Below are 19710 nucleotides of genomic sequence, written 5' to 3' on the forward strand. Positions count from 1 at the left end.
ACTTTACTAAGACAAATGTGATAAGCTTCTAGAATTAAAAAAGCACAGAGAAAGAATTATCTTTCTCTGCACTCTGAGTCCGTCTATTCATTAAAAATCAAAGTTATCTGGGTCTGGACCTACACGATGGTTTTGGTTTAATCCATCGATTACTTCTAATTCTTCTTGTGTTAATTCGAAATCGAACAAGTCTACATTTTCAACAATTCGATGTTCTTTTGTTGATTTTGGAATGGTCATTACACCATTTTGCAAGTCCCAACGCACGATGACTTGGGCAACAGATTTATTATGTTTCGCTGCAATTTCTTTTAATACTTCATTATCTAACAGCTGACCTTGCATTAATGGTGACCATGCTTCAAGCTGAATGTTATTGTCTTGGCAGAATGCTTTCAACTCTTTTTGAGTTAATCGTGGGTGTAGCTCTACTTGGTTGATTACCGGTTTGATTTCTGCATCCTTCATTAAATCTTCTAAATGATGAACTTGGAAATTACTTACGCCGATAGCTTTTACGCGTCCTTCTTTATATAGAGTTTCTAACGCTCTCCATGCATCTTTATATTTCCCTTCCACTGGCCAATGAATCAAGTATAGGTCTAAATAGTCTAAGCCTAGTTTTTTCAAGCTTGTTTCATAAGCAGCAAGAGTTGATTCATACCCTAAATCCTCATTCCACACCTTTGATGTGACAAATAGGTCTTCTCTTGAAATGCCTGCTTCTTTTAGCCCTTCTTGAATCCCGTTGCCCACACCTTCTTCGTTTCCATAAATCGCTGCAGTATCAATACTGCGGTAGCCATGTTTGATAGCTGTTTTTACGGCATTCACTAATTCTGGGCCTTCCTCCACTTTAAAGACGCCTAGTCCTAGCCAAGGCATTTTCACACCATTATTCAAAGTAGTTGTATCCTGTAAATTTTTTGCTGTCATCTGTAAAACCTCCACAATTTGATTATATTTTACTTGCTTGATCTTTTCGTTCCAATGATTTACTAATACCTGTTAATACTGCAGCCACGACAACCATAATGGCACCAATCCATGGTGTATGGATAAGTCCTATTGAGTCTGTCACAAGGCCTCCTACATATGAGCCTAATGCAATCCCAGCATTAAATGCAGCAATATTTATTGCAGAAGCAACATCCACTGCACTAGGAACAAAACGCTCTGCCAGCATAACAACATATACTTGCAATCCCGGCACATTCATAAAGGCTAATAGCCCCATCAAAATAATTGTGATTAATCCAGCTACTTTATATGGTGCTGTAAAATTCAAAACAAATAGGATGATGGCTTGTATAATAAACATATAGAACAGTGCGCGAATTGGGTTTTTATTCGATAGCTTTCCACCAACCATGTTACCAATCGCAATCGCAATACCGTAAACTAACAAAATAACAGCTACTGTTCCTTCTTTAAAACCAGTAATATCCTGAAGCAATGGTGATAAGAAAGTAAATACCACAAATGTTCCGCCATATCCAAGAGCTGTAATGATGAATACAAGCAATAGTCGTCCGTTTGTTACAAGTTTAAGCTGGTCGCTAAAACTTGTTTTAACTCCTTTTCTCAAACCAGAAGGAACCAGGATGCTATTTGCGATAAAAGCAATAACCCCTATAATGACAATGGTAATAAAGGCTGCTCTCCATCCAAGCTGCTGTCCAATAAAGGTTCCAAATGGTACACCCGTTACTGTAGCTACCGTAAGTCCGGTAAACATAATTGAAATCGCGCTAGCTCTTTTATTTTCTGGTACTAAATCGGCTGCAATAGTCGAACCGATTGACATAAATACCCCATGTGAAAATGCAGCGATAACGCGTGCTACTAGCAATAACCCAATCGTTGTAGAGCTAGCTGCAAGTGTATTCCCGATAATAAAGACAACCATAATCCAAAGCAATAATGTCTTCTTTGACATTCCTGATGTCAAAGATGTTAATATAGGAGCACCAAATGTTGCCCCTAAGGCATATAAAGATACCGTTAAGCCTGCTGTCGTAACCGGAATACTTAAATCATTTGCAATAAGGGGCAATAACCCTACACTAATGAATTCAGTTGTTCCAATCGCAAAAGCACTCACTGCTAAAGCAAGCAAAGCTAACGTACTTTGTTTTTTGCCTAAAGCCATAATATCTCCTCCTTCATTTTTTATATAAATAGAAACTTTCTTTTCGGGGAAAATTTACGAAAGAAAGTATAGTATCAATTGGCTGGCAAATGTTATTATGGTATATATCAATCACAAAGAAAAGTACGCACTTTAAAGTTCTATAGAAACATAAAAGTATCATAGGAACCTTTTAGTACCTATAAGGAGGAGAAATAAAAGATGCAAAAGAAGAAATATAATATATCTGTGGAAGCCACATTAGAAGTCATTGGCGGCAAGTGGAAATGTGTGATTCTTTGCCATCTAACTCACGGCAAAAAACGCACAAGCGAATTAAAGCGGCTCATGCCAAACATCACACAAAAGATGCTTACCCAACAGCTTCGTGAACTAGAAGAGGATGGTGTAATCAACCGAATCGTCTACAACCAGGTGCCACCAAAGGTAGAATACGAACTCAGTGAATATGGCCAAAGCTTAGAGGGCATCCTCAATTCACTGTGTTTATGGGGAGAAAGCCATTTAACAAAAGTATACGGAGATAAATTTTCTGTTTTAGAAGATAGTGTGTTGAATGATCAACTGAAGTAAAAGATCCTATTTGTTTTCAAGCTAAATTTGATTAGATATAGTTGCCCAATTGTACTTATTCGGTCTCTAAGACCTCAGTAACAATTGGGTTTTTTCATTATCTATTCGTTAAGAAAAATAAAAAAACTGCCTTACCAAATAGATAAGACAGTTATTTTTTATAAGGAAGCTCTAACCTAATCAGCAGCATTTAGACTGATCTGCTCCTGTACGTTTAATTCATCCTCATTTTCAGTTTCGGTATTGGTAACATTTTCGCTTGTAGCAGTAGTTTGTTTAACACTCTCTGCAAGAGATCCTTGAACATTGGTCATTTGTTCCTTCAATTTTTCTAGTCGATTAAATTTAAACTCACTATGCACACCGCGTTTTGCATCAATCTTCATTTCACTTTCTAGAGAAACCTTTTCACGAGAAAGCGTACGTCCCATTCGTGACAGTGTTTTAGTTTGCTCTAATGAGTCTGCTTTAGAAAAAATAGACTCCTCTGTGGTTTTGGGTGCTGACTCTTTAGACTCTGCAGTTTTATTTTCCAGCTTCCCTTTTTGCTCTTGAGCAATTTGTGCATCAATATCAGAGATTTGCTTTTCTAAGGCTTTCATTTGTTCTTTCAAACTAGATAGATCATTTCCTTTATCAAGTGCTCGTTCAGTTAGCTTGTTTTTCTGCTCTAAAATATTTTCACGTTGTTTCATTAAGCTCTCAATAAGGGAGCTTTTTTTGTTATGGCTACCAAACAATTGACGAGCCTGTACACCAATTGAAATAGAATCTTTTGGTTGCTCCTGTTTTTGCTGTGGCATCTCTTGATTTTTCATCATCGTTACATTTGCGTGCATCAGATTCACTTTATGATCTAACTGTATTTTCACCTCAAAGCCTCCTAATCCAATCCATATCTTATTTATTATATCGGCAAAATATTGAGCAAATACAGTCACTTTACATGAATTGGGAGTTTTAAGCCATGGATCGTTATTTGGTTGCTAAAAATTTTAGTACTTTGAAGGATTTGAGAGGTAAATTTATTCTAATAAATTCTTTAAATTATGTAGAACTACTTTTAATAACTCTGTTTATAGTGGTCATTTAATAGAAAACAATTTTTCACTTCCTATCTTGTCCTCACGCAACTTTAAATCGTAACATTAGTTACCTAAATTTAACATGAAACTTTTCTAAAAGTGTTTATACTAGTATATAAGTAAGCTAATGTTGGGGAGAAGATAAAATGGATATCGAAATATATAAGTCATCAAATCTTAATCCGAATGAAGAACAAATTAATGAAACACCGAGCGAGAATAAAGTTTCAGTGACTATAGAAGAAACTATAGCTCAAAATAGGAAACTATTAGAAGAAAACCGGGAAATCTTACCAAGTTACCAAGACTCCTCATCTTCTTAAAAAAACTAGGAGTGGGCCTTGATTTTAACAGTATAAATTAAATGAACTATTAAGTGCAGACTCTTTATTAACCCGGAGCCTGCACTTTATTTGATTTAAGCTAAATTCTATCAGATTCCGATTGGCTCCTCATGCAGTCTTTCTGACAGATCAGGCGCTGATAATTTTTTTTTTAATAAATTCATTGCCATAGTGCGTATCACTGTCGGTAGCACATGGAATGTATATGGTTTATACACTCGCTCCGTCCATTTATGTCCGTCTTTTCCATACACGCCAACGTTAATAGACGGTATATTCAATCCACGAATTTCGTTAACTGGTACAGGATAAATAGAATCCCATTCAGGGAAATTATTGATTAATGAGCTAAGCTCCTCATCACTTTCATGCAAGGATAGGAAACTGCCATCTGCTAAATACGGGAAGAATTTTTTTAAGGCAAATGTTTCGCCCGTCAATTGTTCCATTTCTACTAACGTTTCTTTTACCGATTTTAGAATCTCTGCGTCCCGTTCATTGGATTGGTTCAAATAGTTGTGAGGCAAATAAGGCGGCGCAAAGAATATGATGACTCTTGGCTTTTTATACGGATCCCAGTTCTGCAATTCCTCAACGATTTTAAAGCACAGCTCCCTTGCTTCCATCTCTTTGTCTTCTCGCTGCACTTTTTTGGCCACTTCATGGGCAGGAATGCCTTGTGCCACTAATTCGTTCATAAAGTCAGCTAAGCTCGTCACTTCTAAATGCCACGACAGCTTTTTACCAGGCAATCCAGTTCGTTTCAAGAATTCTTCATATTGCTTAGATAGATGATTCTCTACGTCTACGCATGCACTTGTAGCAATCGCAATCAACTTATCCATCACTTCTTTTGCAGAAAGCTCAAATAAGAAGTAGTTAAAATATAAATAGCTGCTTGTTGCAGTCTGTACTGAATAAAACTTCTTTGTATCTCTTTGTTGTAAACATGTTGGGGGAAGTGTCATTTCCCCTTCAATATTTTCAGCCAGCTCCAGATTATTATGGATTCGGCGTGTCAGTTCTGCCGCTACAAAGTTGGGATCCACACCTGATAGCGTATCTCCTACATGTGCCTCGCGTCCGTAAATATAAAAGCTCGGAAGAGTTTTGCCAGCAGCACCCGTATAAATATAGCGGTGCGGATCATTTTCATAGAGAGGCGTGATGAAATCATCATTAATGGCTGAGATAAATTCCAGACCATGCTCTTCTTTTAAACGCTTCAACTCTGGAATAGCTGAGATGATTCCTTTATGCTGGGATTCCTCATCAGGATTGAACATAAGAAGAATGTTCCCGTCCAATTCTTCAGCATGTTCAGAAAAATAAAGAACATTGGCTAAATGGACAGCAGCTCCACTCTTCATATCGACAGATCCTCTTCCAAACATCCAATCGCCAGAATTTGCATCCATTTGGACATCTTTATCCAGTTCATATGTTTTGAAAAACTGTTCGATTTGGTCAGGGTTAAAGGCATCCTGTTTCAAATGTCCAAAATCCTCAATGCCCACTGTATCAATATGCGAATGGAAAATAACTGTATTCGTAGGGCTTCCCTTCCCTTTTACCAAGGCAAAAATATTTTTACGATAAGGATCGTTCGGGACTCTTTTCTCCCAAACTTGATTAGGGTTTTGAATGAAGTAAGGAAAACTTTGAAGAATCTCCTTGAGAGAATCAGCAATAGCTCCCTCTCCAGCTGTTCCGTTCACGCTATCTATCCCGACAAGCTGTCTTGTTAAAAATTCAACTTGTTGAGGCAAAGTCATTTCTTGTAATTGTTGATACATACCCATCCCTCCAATGTTTTCTGTATTATGGAAACGCTTTCTATTTTTATTTATATTCATAATATATAATATTCAAATAAGTTTGTCATTATTTTTTTCACTAAAAAATCCCTTGATTAACTCAAGGGATTCCCATCAATAAAATCTTCCTATTCGATTTGAGATTTGCTCCGCAGCCACTTTTACTTTTTCTACCAGCTGCGGAATACTCTCCTCTGTTATTCGAAAATCAGGACCATTAATGCTTACTGCAGCTAAAACCTTATTGCCGTATCCAAAAATGGGCGCTGCAATAGATATAGTGCCTTCCGTACGCTCCGAATTACTCATCGCATACCTATTCCGGCGTACTTCTTCTATCGTTTCCTTTAATTGAATGGTTTCTTCATCTGTCAAACCTAGCTTTTTTATAATATCTGCTCTTTCTTCTTCCTTCAAAAAGGACAAGATGGCCTTGTTGGGTGCCCCGACATTCAATGGACTGCGAATACCCAAAGTTTCAGCGATTCGAACCTTTAAGGGACTGTCCACTATTTCAATTGTCATCCCGAAATTCCCATCTTGAATGTTTAAGTAAATACTTTCTTTTACGTCCAGTGCCAGGTCTTCCATGATCGGACGAGCTACATTTCTATAATCAATACTTTCAAGCACTTGTAAACCAACTTCCATCCAAAGAAGGCCTATTTTATAATGCTTTGTGTTAGGATTTTGTATAACAAGACCATGATCAATTAAGGAGTTTAATAAACGATGCATTGTACTGATCGGCAACTCTGTGCGTTTTGATAGCTCAGAAATGGACCATTCATTTCGATGCGGATCTGATCTTAAAATATGAATAATTGACATGGCACGGTCAATCGATTGAATCATGGTATTCTCCTATTCTTAAAAAATAGTTATTGAATCTATTATACTATTTCCCTGAATAGGAAAACAACAATCGACAGACTTTAACGACTATTCCGCCTTTTCTAATGACTGTTCTGGCTGTGAAAGCTGGACTTCCTCCATGTAGTTTTTCTTTTTATAGATACGTGTAAAGTAATCTTTTGTAATCTCTTTCACCTCACCGCCTAAGAATAACAGGGCGATAATGTTCGGCAAAATAACAAGAGCTAAAAGAATATCGAGGAATTGCCAGACAAACTTTAATCCGCCAATTGCACCAACAAATATGGCTCCAACATATACAAAACGCATTACTTTTGAAAAGAATGTACCAAATAAATATTCCGCTTGTTTCTCTCCGTAATAGATGATAACCACCACAGTCGATAACACAAAACAAAAGAGAGCAATGCTCATGATAATGCCAGCTAACTGGTCACCGAAAACTTGTCCCCACGCCATCGTCACCATGCTCGAAGCCTGTTCAGAAGGAACTTTCTCCCATTGCCCTGTACAAAGAACAACGATAGCCGTCATTGTACAAATAATTATAGTATCAACGATTACTTCAAAAACACCCCAGAACCCTTGTTTTGCAGGATGATCAGTTTTAGCGGTTGCATGTGCAATAGGTGCTGTTCCCATTCCGGCTTCATTTGAGTAGGTTCCTCTTGCAAGTCCCCATCGAATGGCAGCTGCAATACCAGCTCCACCAAATCCACCTGCAGCAGCTATCGGTGTGAAAGCATGTTCAAAAATTAAAGCGAATATTGAAGGTATAGCAGATACATTGGCAAAGACTACAATTAAAGATCCAATTATATAAATGCCCACCATAAAAGGAACAAACTTCTCTGTAATTTTACCGATTCTTGAAATCCCACCAAAAACAATAATGCCAATTAACACCATAACTAATAAGCCCGTAATGATAGGCGAAATATGAAATGCACCAGAAATGGTTGTGGAAAGTGAATTGGATTGCACCATTGTGCTTGCCACAATTTCAAGCATTAAAGCAAAAGCAAAGAATGATGCTACCGGCTTCCATCCTAGTCCTTTTTCAATATAATACATGGGTCCCCCAACCCATTCCCCTTCTTCATTTTTCTCCCGATATTTTACCCCTAGCACGACTTCTGAATATTTGGCAGCCATTCCTATTAATGAGACAACCCACATCCAAAAGATTGCCCCTGGTCCCCCGAATGCAATCGCTACAGGCACACCAATAATATTTGCCGCACCTACAGTTGAAGCTAACGCAGATGTAGCCGCTTGAAATGGTGTTAATGTTCCCTCAGATGCATCAGTTTTGCTAAGAATTTTCCCGAAGGTTTGACTGATAATATGAGGCATATAACGAAACTGAAAGAAACCTAATTTAAAAGTAAGATACAGTCCCCCACCTAATAGCAAAAGCATCATCGGAAGTCCCCATATAAAATCAGTAATACCCCCGATAAGATTCATAAACTTGTCCAAAATTATTTCCCCCTTTGTGAACGCTTACAAAAATACAAATGTTTCCGTAATACGGAAATACTTTCTATAATAAAATTATATCAAAGAGAAATAACAATTGTATACACATTTCTAAAATTTCTAAAATGGATAGTCCTATCTTCGAAAAAAGCTGTTCCATCTATCAATATAGATGGAACAGCTCTGCTATTTATGCTTCTAATTCAGTTACAGTCCGCTCAACATAACGGGCACTATCTATTTCTGCTAAGCGTTCGCCTTTTATTTCAAACACGCCTTTTTCAATGATGGTGTTCATCACATCATACACCTCTTTGGATGATAGCCCTTCTTTTGGCGCGTCAATACTTATTGAATAGTCTGTTCCCTTCGAGGTTTGGAATTGAAGCTGCAATACTTTTGACATTCATTCTCCTCCTTTTCATATTATTGTTGAATGCTTTCTTGCATTAGTATCCCTGTGCCGATCCATTCGTGCGCGAATAGACTTGCAAGTGCAGTACCTACAGCTGCCAAGTTTTCTACTTGTGCATCTCGCGCTACATTTTGGAATGCTTTTGTTTTTTCGATCATTTGTCCTTGCGTATTCACGCCAGTAGAGAATTTAATGCGAAGTGTACCTTTTTCAAATGTTTTCGTTGCCATGTTGCTCACCTCCCTTTCATTCACTACATAGACTAAACTTCGAAAAAGAGGACAAGTATTTATAAAAAATGAAAAAAAGCACCAACCCAAAGGTTAGTGCTCTTAAAACCATTATTTAGCTCGAATTAACTTCAAAATGGATTTATAGTGTGTAAAGGTATCAAAGCTACCTTGTCCATGATAAGATCCCATACCACTCTCACCTACGCCCCCGAATGGCAGGTAAGGTGTAGCTAAATGGGAGATCGTGTCATTGATACAGCCGCCACCAAATGAGATATTTCCTAGAACAGTGTTTTCTACTTCTTCGTCTTCTGTGAATAGGTACAGTGCAAGAGGTTTTGGTCTCTCTACAATTTTGTGGATTACTTCTGTTAAATCATCGTACTCGATAACCGGAAGAATAGGTCCAAAAATTTCATCTTGCATAACTGGATCTTCCCACTTGATGTCGTCTAATACAGTAGGCGCGATAAATAGGCGGTCTTCCTCTGTATCGCCTCCTACTACTTGGATGCCATTGTCTAGGAAAGCGGACAGGCGGTTGAAATGTCGATCATTAATAATGTGTGTGAAGTCTGGATTTTTAGATACATCTTCTCCAAACATCTCCTTAATTTGTCCTTTCATCTTCTCAAGGAATTCATCTTTCACACTCTTGTGAATTAGCAAGTAGTCTGGTGCTACGCAGGTTTGACCGGCATTAGAGAATTTCCCTTTAGTAATGCGTTGAGCTGCAATATCGAGATCTGCATCTTCATGGACAATACATGGGCTCTTTCCGCCTAATTCCAGTGTGACAGGTGTTAAATGTTTTGCCGCTGCTGTCATGATAATCTTCCCAACACCAGTACTTCCAGTAAAGAAGATATAATCGAATTTTTCTTTTAATAGAGCTGTACTTGTTTCTGCTTCGCCCTCTACAACCGCAATGTATTCTTCAGGGAAATTTTCTTGCACCATTTTTGCAAGCACTCCTGAAGTAGCAGGCGTAAATTCTGATGGTTTCAGCACAGCACAGTTGCCGGCGCAAATCGCACCGATTAATGGGGCAACCGCTAATTGGAATGGATAGTTCCAAGGCGCAATAATTAAAGCCAAACCATAAGGCTCTGGGTACAGCATACTCGAAGCATTACCAAAAACCTCTGGCGTTTGTGCTTCTTTCGGCTTAGCCCAAGTATGCACATTATCTAAGATATATTTGATTTCGTGTAAAACGAATCCAATTTCAGTACGATACCCCTCTTTTTCTGACTTGTTCAAGTCCTTACGCAAAGCTGCAAGTATTTCATTTTCATACTTCTTCATTGCGTCTACAAGTTTATTTAATGTCTCTACACGAAACTCGACATCCTTTGTTTTTCCTGTACGGAAAAAAGCCCGTTGTCGTTCGACAAGACCTTGATAATTTTCTGACATGATTATTCCCCTCTCAAACAAACTATACTTATTTTGATGCAAAACCAGATTTCCTACTTTTATTAATCCATAATTCTACCTAATCTTAAGGGAAATATAGATATTATCTTTTTAAGTATAAAATGTATTATATACAATATACCTTCAATACACTAGTATACTGAATCGTGATTCTGCATTCTTTACTCTTCCCGAAAAAAAATATATCATTCAGCTGAACCAAATACCTTTGATTACCCGCTTCTTACTTTTTAAAACAGAACAGTGAATGAGAAATGTGAATAGCACACCAATTTTTGTGGATATTTTATAAATGACATACATTTAGGCCTTAAATTGTAAAGTTTCGGTACTAAACTTTCGGTGAGCGGTTGTAAATGGTGTCACAACGGTGATAAATGTACTAACAGCGGTTGTAAATGATCACAGTGAGGTAGTAATATACCCCACCAGTAATGAAAGAAAAAATCCCTTCTCCAGAAGAAAAGGGATTTAAGCTATCTTTAAATTATTAAACTGCAGTATATCCACCATCAACCAGCAAGCTTGCGCCTGAGATAAAGGATGCATCATCACTTGCTAAGAAGAGAACAGCTTTTGCTACTTCTTCTGGTCTGCCCAAACGGCCGATTGGATGGAGTTCAATCAATTCTTGTTTTGCTTCTTCTGGCATGCCAGCAAGCAATGGAGTATCGATATAACCTGGGTTTACATTATTAATTCGAATGCCTTTTGCTGCATATTCAGAGGTTGCCGTTTGTGTAAGCAATTTTACGCCGCCTTTTGAAGCTGCATATGCACTGACTCCTGGCTTCCCTACAAATCCATGGATGGAATCATTATTAACAATGGCGCCGCCTGTTTCTTGTTTTAGCATTTGTGCAAGGGCGTATTTATTGCAAAGGAAAACCCCATTAAGATTGACATCGATTACCTTCTTCCAATCAGCATAGCTCATTTCATGAACAAGCGTTGCTGCACCAATTCCTGCATTGGCAAAAAGGACATCTAAGCTTCCATATTTACTCACAGTCTCTTCAACTAAACGTTGTACTTCTTCCTCTTCCGTTACGTTTGTTTTCATAAACATGGTTTGGTATCCATCTTGGTTTAATTTATCCGAAAGCGCTTGTCCTTTATCAGACATGTCGGAAATCACGACATTCGCTCCTTCTTTCGCGAACTCTACTACCGTAGCTTCCCCGATACCACTTGCTCCACCAGTTACAATAACTGTTTTTCCTTTAAAACGATCTGCCATTTTCGATTCCTCCCTTAGAAATGATTTAACTTTTCGTCATTATTATAGCACTTTCTAAAAAAGCTAAACCGTCTGAAGTATTGAATTGGAAATAATTTCATTATTTCTAATAGCAGTTATCATTCCGTAATATCGGAAAATTCCACTTTTACGGAACGCTTCGAAAATGAAAAATCCGATAATCCGGAAATTTAAAATTTATTTGCAAATTACACCGTAGAATTCTCAGTAATTAAGGGATTTGCTTAAACAGATGTTTTTGGCATGATTCTTGCAATTAAATTAAGCTGAAGGGGATTTTTTGAAAAAGGAGGATGTATTTTTTTGCAAACGCTTTCTTACAAATAATAATAAGGGGGATTTTCATGGATTTAATTGTCATACTGTTGGCGCTTGGTTTATTAATGTTTGTTGCTTACCGTGGATTTTCAGTTATTTTATTCGCGCCTATTTGTGCACTTTTTGCTGTTTTATTAACAGAGCCTAGCTATGTATTACCTTTCTTCTCTGGCGTTTTCATGGAGAAAATGGTCGGTTTTATAAAATCTTATTTTCCTGTCTTCTTACTTGGAGCTATTTTCGGCAAGGTTGTGGAAATGTCTGGCCTTGCAGAATCCATTGCCAAAACGATTGTTAAATTAATCGGTGCCAAAAGAGCAATTCTTACCATCGTTTTATTAGGCGCTATTTTAACATATAGCGGCGTTAGCTTATTTGTTGTTGTTTTTGCTGTTTATCCATTTGCAGCACAGCTGTTTAGAGAAGCAAATATTCCGAAACGCCTCATTCCGGGGACCATCGCATTGGGAGCATTTTCTTTCACGATGGATGCCATTCCTGGTACCCCGCAAATCCAAAACGTAATTCCGATTTCTTTCTTTAAAACTGATATTTATGCTGCGCCTACGTTAGGAATTCTTGGCGGACTATTTGTATTAATTTTTGGATTGCTTTATTTAGAATCCCGCAGGAAAAAAGCAGCCAAAGCTGGAGAAGGCTATTATGGCTTCGAAACAGAAACGGCTGCTACTCTTGAAGCGATGAAGGAAGAGCCTGCTATCAAGTTTACGGCAAATCAATCTGTACTCCGTCAAATCTTTGCCTTTGTACCTCTGATTCTTGTCGGCGTAATGAATAAAATTTTCGTCACTTATATTCCGAAATGGTATCCAAACGGCTTCAACTTTTCGAAAATCGGGCTAGATTCATTTGGTGTAGTCGATACGTCAGCAGTTGCGGCTATCTGGGCTGTAGAGATGGCGCTTGTTGTTGGGATCTTTGCCACCATTCTATATGACTGGAATCGAGTAAAAGTAAACTTTAAAGAAGGATTAAACGCTAGTATCAGCGGATCTTTACTCGCAACTATGAACACTGGTGCAGAATATGGGTTTGGTGGAATTATAGCTGCTCTTCCAGGATTCTCAGCTATTAGCGGAGGAATTTCTCATACCTTCACAAATCCGCTAGTAAACGGTGCGGTAACAACCTCCACACTTGCAGGTATCACTGGCTCAGCATCTGGCGGCATGGGGATTGCTTTAAGTGCCATGGCAGATAAATATAATCAGATGATTGAAGCGGCCAATATTCCGCCTGAAGTGATGCACCGCGTTGTCGCTATGGCATCTGGCGGCATGGATACACTGCCTCACAATGGTGCAGTCATTACTCTCCTTGCCGTTACAGGTTTAACGCATCGCCAAGCTTACAAAGATATATTTGCTGTAACAATCATTAAAACAATTGCCGTTTTCTTTATCATTGCGCTTTATTCTTTAACAGGCATTGTATAAATCTTTTTGGAAGGTTACTAGTTTCTATTATGCTAGTAACCTTTATTTGAAAGGGAGACTTCTAAAATGAGTAAAATCAATGAAAGCTTTGAATCAGCCATTCAGGAGATACAAGATGGTGCAACCATTATTGTAGGAGGCTTCGGCCTATCCGGCATTCCAGAAAAATCAATCCTTGCGCTTCGAGATAAAGGTGTAAAAGACTTAACCATTATCAGTAATAATTGTGGCGTGGATGATTGGGGACTTGGCCTATTATTAGCAAATAAACAAATCAAGAAAATGATTTCCTCTTATGTTGGAGAAAACAAGACCTTTGAACAGCAATTTTTAAGTGGTGAGCTAGAGGTAGAACTTGTTCCTCAGGGCACATTAGCAGAACGTATCCGAGCGGGTGGCGCTGGAATACCTGGCTTCTATACAGCAACTGGTGTTGGCACGAAAATTGCTGAAGGTAAAGAACACAAAGAATTTGACGGAAAGACGTATATCCTTGAAAGAGGCATTACAGCTGATTTCGCTCTTGTAAAGGCATGGAAAGCAGACGCCCTCGGGAATTTGGTATACCGAAAAACAGCACGCAATTTCAATCCACTGGCTGCTATGGCCGGAAAGGTAACGATAGCTGAAGTCGAAGAAATTGTAGAACCAGGTGAACTTCAACCGGATCAAATTCATACACCAAGCATTTTTGTACAAAGGCTCTTACAAGGCGACGGATATGAAAAACGGATTGAACGTAAGACAGTACAAGTGGAGAAAGGAGTTTTTTCATGGACGTAAGACAAAAAATTATTCAACGTGCGGTATTAGAAATAAAAGATGGTATGAATGTGAATTTAGGCATTGGCATACCTACTCTGCTTGCTAATGAAATTCCCCCTTCCATCAACGTGTTGCTTCAATCAGAAAACGGGCTGCTAGGAATCGGTCCTTACCCTACTCCTGCTGAGGTAGATCCAGATTTAATTAATGCAGGAAAGGAAACTGTAACAGCTGTGCCCGGTGCTGCCTTTTTTGATAGCGCAGAATCATTTGCCATGATTCGCGGTGGTCATATTGATTTAGCTATCCTTGGCGGTATGGAGGTTTCTGAAACTGGCGATCTCGCCAACTGGATGATTCCAGGGAAGATGGTAAAAGGAATGGGCGGCGCGATGGATCTTGTGAATGGGGCAAAAAAAGTAGTCGTGGTTATGGAGCACGTCAATAAGCATGGCGAATCAAAAGTAAAACAAATATGTACCCTTCCTTTAACAGGTAAGAATGTTGTGCACTGTTTAATTACGGATCTGGCTGTTTTTGAATTCACTTCAAGTGGAATGGTATTAATAGAACTGGTGGATGGCGCCTCCTTAGAAGAAGTACGAGAAAAAACAGAAGCTTCTTTTACCGTGAGCCCACAACTTCTTATACATCAATAATAACAACTACAGAAAAACGGAGGGAACGAAAATGGGAATGTTATTAGAAGGAAAAACAGCTTTGATTACGGGAGCAGCAAGCGGCATCGGCCTTGAAATTGCGAAAGTTTTTGCCAAGGAAGGTGCAAAAGTAGCGATTTCTGATTTGAAGGAAGAAGCAACAATCGGAGTAGTCAACGAGTTGAAAGAACAAGGGTTTGAGGCGATTGCCGCTCCATGTGATGTAAGTGATGAAGAGGCTTTTGCAAAGAGTATTGAAACAACCTATCAAGCCTTTGGACGGATAGATATCTTAATTAATAATGCTGGTCTGCAGCATGTATCAAATATCGAAGACTTTCCAACAGCGAAATTCAAGCAAATGATCGATGTCATGCTTACAGCGCCGTTTGTGGGAATCAAGCATGTATTTCCTATTATGAAACAACAAGGCTTTGGCAGAGTCATTAATATGGCTTCCATCAACGGACTGATTGGTTTTGCCGGAAAAGCTGCCTACAATAGTGCAAAGCACGGTGTCATCGGATTAACCAAAGTAGCTGCGTTAGAAGGAGCGGAGCAAGGTATTACTGTGAATGCTCTATGTCCCGGCTATGTAGATACACCATTAGTACGTAATCAACTTTCAGACCTAGCGGCAACTCGCGGTGTCGAACTGGATAAAGTGATGGAAGACGTACTCTTCCCATTCATTCCTCAAAAAAGACTGCTCACTGTAGAAGAAATCGCGGATTACGCTGTCTTCTTAGCCAGCGATAAAGCAAAGGGTGTTACCGGGCAAGCAGTGGTTCTTGATGGTGGCTATACTGTTCAATAAGAGAACCTATTACCGCATGAAGGTACTCCCTTTCATGCGGTTTATTACTTAATAGTACTTTATGGAGTTTTTTAAATTTTAAATATTTTAATATTTTTTTGCTATAATAGAGTTATCAGATATTAAAAAGGGAGGCACATGATGAACGGATTTCAAAATATTCCCTTTAACTGGCTTGAAAAGATTATCAATCTAGCAGCAGAGCGAATTGTTTTAGTTAATCGCCAAGGAATCATTCTCTATATTAATACTGCTTATTGCGATTTCATTGGAACCACTGTTGATTGGGCCATTGGCAGGCATATTGAAGATGTGATCGAAAATACTCGTATGCATATCGTGGCAGAGACCGGCCGTGCAGAACTGGCTGCTGTCCAATCGATTAATGGCAGCGAAATGATCGCGAACCGTTTCCCTCTAATTATAGATGGCGAATTGGTTGGAGCCCTAGGCACAGTGATGTTCAGTAATCCAGAGGAATGGCAGAAATATCAGCGAAAGATTCAGTCACTGGTCGATGAGCTCGCCTATTATAAAACTCGGTTTGAAAAAGAATTGAAAAGCAAATACACCTTTGATGATTTAATCGGGAGTAGCACAGATTTCATAGCTGCAAAAAAACTGGCGGAAAGAGTAGCTGGAAGCCAATCGTCTGTTTTGCTGTTAGGTGAATCGGGCACAGGAAAGGAATTATTTGCGCATGCCATTCACTCGGGCAGCCCTCGTGCATCATTTCCTTTCGTCCCCATTAATTGCGCCTCTATTCCCGATCATTTATTGGAATCTGAGCTATTCGGCTATGAGGAAGGCGCCTTTACCGGAGCTAAAAAAGGCGGCAAAAAAGGACAATTTCAAAACGCAAACCTAGGGACAATTTTTCTGGATGAAATCGGTGACATGCCTCTTTCTATGCAAAGCAAGCTACTAAGAGTTCTGCAAGAAAAAGAAGTACAGCCCATCGGCAGCCAGCAATCCATCCCCATCGATGTCCGGGTCATCGCCGCTACACATCGGAATTTAGAAAAAATGGTGCAAGAGGGAAAGTTTCGACAAGATTTATATTACCGATTAAATGTTATTAAGATCGACATTCCCCCTCTACACAAACGGAAAGCTGATATTCCGATAATTAGTCTGCATTTATTAGAAAAGCTAGCGAAGAAATTTTACCGTGAGGAGCTATCTCTTTCACCGGAAGTCATCCAAAGGCTTCAAAGCCATATGTGGCCTGGCAATATTCGTGAACTGGAGAACGTTTTAGAGCGTGCCATCAATGTACTCGATGGGAAAACCATTGAGCTGTTTCACCTGCCTTTATATTTACAGGATGTAGCAGAGGATCCAAAGGACACTCAATTTGAAGGTCAGACTACTATTCCTTTAAGCCCCTTAAAAGATACAGTAGCTCAGGCTGAAAAGTCGGCAATTCGACGCGCACTGGCTGTAGCAAAAGGCAACAAACAAGAAGCCGCCAAGTTGCTGCAAATTAGCAAAACCAGCTTCTATGACAAATGCAAACTATATAATTTATAAGGAGCAACCTACTGTGATGATAGTAGGATTGCTCCTTTTTTCTTTAGCCGCCATCATTGTGGGCAAGCCGTAAATCCTTTAAACACATAAAAAACCAGCCTATTAAGACTGGTTATTAATCTAAATAATTGGTTTTTAATTCACCTTTTGCTTCAAAGGAATCCATATCTCAGAATATAAATCCTCACTTGAAGGGTCCTCATCTGAATATACTTCTAATTCTGGGGTACCCGCGTGCTCATATGAATTTGAGGGAAACCACTCTTGAAAAATCTGCTTCCACACTCTTTGCATAGCATCTGGCATGGGTCCGTGGACTTCAAAAACTGCCCATCGAGAAGCGGGAATATCAAGTGTTTCCAAACCTTCAGGTGTTGTACCAGCATATTCTGTAGCTATCCAATAATCAAATAAATCACTTTTGCTTTCCGTTATAGCAGCACATACACCAAGAACTCCCTCTATTTTCCCATTGTTCAAGCTAAATAAAAGATCGTCCGTTCCATCTTTATTCACTTGATCCCACAATTTAGGTATCCCTTTAAGGTTCTCATCATTCACAGTTGAAAACTCTCTTTTTATCCCTACTACCTGAAAACTTTCTCTTTCAACAATTTTATACTTCATCGGCTCTGCCCCTTTCAGACTCACCTGGATGACCAGGCGGTTATAAGAATTAAGCATCCCTTTATGAAACCGCGCTTCTCTTGGTGTTATCCCGTGCTGCCTACGAAATGCTTTGGTAAACGATTCAGGAGTTTCATAACCATATTTAAAGGCAATATCAATAACTTTGTTTTTCGTATTAGAGAGTTCCTGCGCAGCTAAGGTTAACCGTCTTCGTCTTATATACTCCCCAACGGTACTATCAGTTAAAATATTGAATGTTCGTTGAAAGTGAAAAACGGATGCTTGTGCCTCCTTTGCTATATCGTCGATTGTCATTTCCTCTAACAAATGTTCTTCTATAAAGTTTATTGCCCTCTGTAAAGAATCAATCCACTCCATATCGCACCTCCTTGAATTAAGAATACTAATTTCATGGCCATAAAACCTGTCATTATCTGCTTTTATAGGACCGTTTTTTATTTATATCCAGTAGTAGTTTCTTCTCCAAGTAAGAAGGGTTCTCCTTCAAATGAACGGTTTGTCTAATAAAAAAACCAGCCTATTAAAAGACTGGGTTCTCACTTTACATACGTATTAATAATTGAAAGAATAGAAAAGAAAATAACTCCTCTACACTATAAAAAAAATCTTACTCTTCAAGAAGAATAAGGTTTCTGTCTAAGTTTGTTATATAATTCTAAATTGAAATAATCAGCTTGGTTAAAAATAATATCATTAACCCCTTGCCTCTACTTACATTATAACCCAATCTAAATATTATTTATAGACTGTTTTTTCGCCCTGATCCTGCCTTATACTGTAATACGAAAGTCTACAAATAAGGAGAGTGACTATATGAATAACCAAACGAATACCTTAGATCCAGGGCCTTTCTTTCACGGTACGAAAGCAAATCTGAAAATTGGAGAACTGCTTGAACCATTATACTTATCCAATTATCAGGATAAAAAATCTAACTATATCTATTTTACTGCAACATTAAACGCCGCTAAATGGGGTGCTGAATTAGCAAGAACTAATTCAAAAGAGAGAATTTATATTGTAGAACCATTAGGTGATTTTGAGAATGATCCGAACTTAACTGACAAAAGATTCCCGGGAAACCCTACACGTTCTTATAGGTCCAAATCTCCTCTGAAAATTGTAGCTGAATTAGGTTCATGGGAAAGGCATTCCGATGAAGAAATAAATCATATGATCACATCTTTAAAAAAATTAAGTGAAGAAGGAAAAAATGTAATATACGATTGATTAGTTAGCCTTAACTAATTTTCCATAAAAAAAATCGTATTCAGAGGTGAACTCTTGAATACGGTTTTTTTGTTTTGTTTGAAGCCTACAATATCACATACGCTTCAACAGATGTGTTCTTCTCGACTTTAATTTTCTCTTTTTCCAAGCTTTAGAGCTCCCATAATCAAGGGGATTTGTAGTGGCAGTCGAAGCCATAGGATTAAAGGATTTGCTTTTTCATCTGGCTTGAATGATATTTTCTTCATTGTCATATACACATTTGCCGGAAAAACAGCCACCATAAAGAAGGCTAGCAATTTACTTGTGATGGCTTGACCTTTTTTCACCCAAAGCAATACAGAAAAAATAATCTCAAACACGCCTGTCACTAATACAATAGCTCGACGGAATGGGAGGATTTTCGGAACAATTCTGCGGAAACCTGGTTCATGGACGAAATGCAGGACACCTGCTCCAAATAAAATAACCGAATAGATGGATCTCAAAAAAGTTTTCATCTGCGTACTCCCTTCATCTCTTTATTCCTTCCTATTGTAATTCTTTATTACCTTACAACACATTGTGTAAACAGAACAATTCACACTCGCTCATTACGGTAG

General features: G+C 38.5%; 20 protein-coding genes. 8 read left to right on the forward strand and 12 right to left on the reverse strand.

What is annotated here, in order from left to right; all coding sequences use genetic code 11:
- Nucleotides 1–90: 90 nt before the first annotated feature.
- Nucleotides 91–936, reverse strand: a complete 846-nt coding sequence (locus RCJ93_RS08890; protein ID WP_150283537.1) for an aldo/keto reductase — start codon at nt 934–936, stop codon at nt 91–93.
- 22 nt (nt 937–958) lie between these two features.
- Entirely contained in the window at nt 959–2152 is a 1194-nt protein-coding gene (locus tag RCJ93_RS08895; RefSeq protein ID WP_251645207.1) for an MFS transporter, read from the reverse strand.
- A 201-nt stretch (nt 2153–2353) separates the two neighbouring features.
- Here RCJ93_RS08895 and RCJ93_RS08900 point away from each other — a divergent pair, with 201 nt between their 5' ends.
- A complete protein-coding gene (locus RCJ93_RS08900; protein WP_147195695.1) occupies nt 2354–2725 on the forward strand; it encodes a winged helix-turn-helix transcriptional regulator in 372 nt (123 codons plus the stop codon).
- 176 nt (nt 2726–2901) lie between these two features.
- Here the strand turns inward: RCJ93_RS08900 and RCJ93_RS08905 are convergent, their stop codons facing one another.
- Nucleotides 2902–3597: a hypothetical protein gene (locus RCJ93_RS08905; protein WP_150283535.1), complete on the reverse strand. Its 696-nt coding sequence runs from the start codon at nt 3595–3597 to the stop codon at nt 2902–2904.
- Nucleotides 3598–3956: 359 nt separating this feature from the next.
- Between RCJ93_RS08905 and RCJ93_RS08910 the strand changes: the two genes are divergently transcribed.
- Complete coding sequence (locus RCJ93_RS08910) at nt 3957–4133, forward strand: hypothetical protein (RefSeq protein WP_190323357.1); 177 nt, start codon at nt 3957–3959, stop codon at nt 4131–4133.
- A 110-nt stretch (nt 4134–4243) separates the two neighbouring features.
- On the opposite strand, the gene RCJ93_RS08915 is transcribed toward RCJ93_RS08910, so the two are convergent.
- The 7 genes from RCJ93_RS08915 to RCJ93_RS08945 all read right to left on the reverse strand — a co-directional run bounded on the left by RCJ93_RS08915 (nt 4244) and on the right by RCJ93_RS08945 (nt 11657).
- Nucleotides 4244–5950 (reverse strand): M20/M25/M40 family metallo-hydrolase, encoded by a 1707-nt coding sequence (locus RCJ93_RS08915; RefSeq protein ID WP_446738863.1) that lies wholly within the window; start codon nt 5948–5950, stop codon nt 4244–4246.
- A 135-nt stretch (nt 5951–6085) separates the two neighbouring features.
- The gene (locus tag RCJ93_RS08920) at nt 6086–6826 is read right to left on the reverse strand and encodes an IclR family transcriptional regulator (protein ID WP_446738864.1); all 741 of its coding nucleotides are present in this window, start codon (nt 6824–6826) and stop codon (nt 6086–6088) included.
- Nucleotides 6827–6913: 87 nt separating this feature from the next.
- The gene (locus RCJ93_RS08925) at nt 6914–8329 is read right to left on the reverse strand and encodes an alanine/glycine:cation symporter family protein (RefSeq protein ID WP_446738865.1); all 1416 of its coding nucleotides are present in this window, start codon (nt 8327–8329) and stop codon (nt 6914–6916) included.
- A 190-nt stretch (nt 8330–8519) separates the two neighbouring features.
- Entirely contained in the window at nt 8520–8735 is a 216-nt protein-coding gene (locus RCJ93_RS08930; protein WP_446738866.1) for a DUF2922 domain-containing protein, read from the reverse strand.
- 20 nt (nt 8736–8755) lie between these two features.
- Nucleotides 8756–8974, reverse strand: coding sequence for a DUF1659 domain-containing protein (locus RCJ93_RS08935; RefSeq protein ID WP_066784061.1), 219 nt, complete (start codon nt 8972–8974; stop codon nt 8756–8758).
- A 111-nt stretch (nt 8975–9085) separates the two neighbouring features.
- Nucleotides 9086–10396: an aldehyde dehydrogenase gene (locus tag RCJ93_RS08940; protein ID WP_446738867.1), complete on the reverse strand. Its 1311-nt coding sequence runs from the start codon at nt 10394–10396 to the stop codon at nt 9086–9088.
- Nucleotides 10397–10907: 511 nt separating this feature from the next.
- Nucleotides 10908–11657: an SDR family NAD(P)-dependent oxidoreductase gene (locus tag RCJ93_RS08945; RefSeq protein ID WP_446738868.1), complete on the reverse strand. Its 750-nt coding sequence runs from the start codon at nt 11655–11657 to the stop codon at nt 10908–10910.
- Nucleotides 11658–12022: 365 nt separating this feature from the next.
- Between RCJ93_RS08945 and RCJ93_RS08950 the strand changes: the two genes are divergently transcribed.
- From RCJ93_RS08950 to RCJ93_RS08970, 5 genes are all read left to right on the forward strand, one after another.
- A complete protein-coding gene (locus RCJ93_RS08950; protein WP_150283530.1) occupies nt 12023–13453 on the forward strand; it encodes a GntP family permease in 1431 nt (476 codons plus the stop codon).
- A gap of 66 nt (nt 13454–13519) precedes the next feature.
- Nucleotides 13520–14236, forward strand: coding sequence for a CoA transferase subunit A (locus RCJ93_RS08955; RefSeq protein ID WP_150283529.1), 717 nt, complete (start codon nt 13520–13522; stop codon nt 14234–14236).
- The gene (locus RCJ93_RS08960; RefSeq protein ID WP_150283528.1) at nt 14227–14877 is read left to right on the forward strand and encodes a 3-oxoacid CoA-transferase subunit B; all 651 of its coding nucleotides are present in this window, start codon (nt 14227–14229) and stop codon (nt 14875–14877) included. The genes RCJ93_RS08955 and RCJ93_RS08960 overlap by 10 nt, the downstream gene beginning before the upstream one ends.
- Nucleotides 14878–14908: 31 nt before the next feature.
- Entirely contained in the window at nt 14909–15694 is a 786-nt protein-coding gene (locus RCJ93_RS08965; protein ID WP_150283527.1) for a 3-hydroxybutyrate dehydrogenase, read from the forward strand.
- Nucleotides 15695–15835: 141 nt separating this feature from the next.
- Nucleotides 15836–17227 carry a sigma-54 interaction domain-containing protein gene (locus tag RCJ93_RS08970; protein WP_223823504.1) on the forward strand — a complete coding sequence of 464 codons (1392 nt, stop codon included), beginning with the start codon at nt 15836–15838 and terminating at the stop codon, nt 17225–17227.
- A gap of 135 nt (nt 17228–17362) precedes the next feature.
- Here the strand turns inward: RCJ93_RS08970 and RCJ93_RS08975 are convergent, their stop codons facing one another.
- Nucleotides 17363–18235: an AraC family transcriptional regulator gene (locus RCJ93_RS08975; RefSeq protein ID WP_150283525.1), complete on the reverse strand. Its 873-nt coding sequence runs from the start codon at nt 18233–18235 to the stop codon at nt 17363–17365.
- A 456-nt stretch (nt 18236–18691) separates the two neighbouring features.
- Here RCJ93_RS08975 and arr point away from each other — a divergent pair, with 456 nt between their 5' ends.
- Nucleotides 18692–19108, forward strand: a complete 417-nt coding sequence (gene arr, locus RCJ93_RS08980) for an NAD(+)--rifampin ADP-ribosyltransferase (RefSeq protein WP_147195274.1) — start codon at nt 18692–18694, stop codon at nt 19106–19108.
- Between the two features lie 128 nt (nt 19109–19236).
- Here arr and RCJ93_RS08985 read toward each other — a convergent pair whose 3' ends face one another.
- On the reverse strand, nt 19237–19608 hold the full coding sequence (locus RCJ93_RS08985) for a DoxX family protein (protein WP_150283524.1): 372 nt from the start codon (nt 19606–19608) through the stop codon (nt 19237–19239).
- Between the last annotated feature and the right edge of the window lie 102 nt (nt 19609–19710).

Source organism: Rummeliibacillus sp. BSL5 (assembly GCF_052928305.1).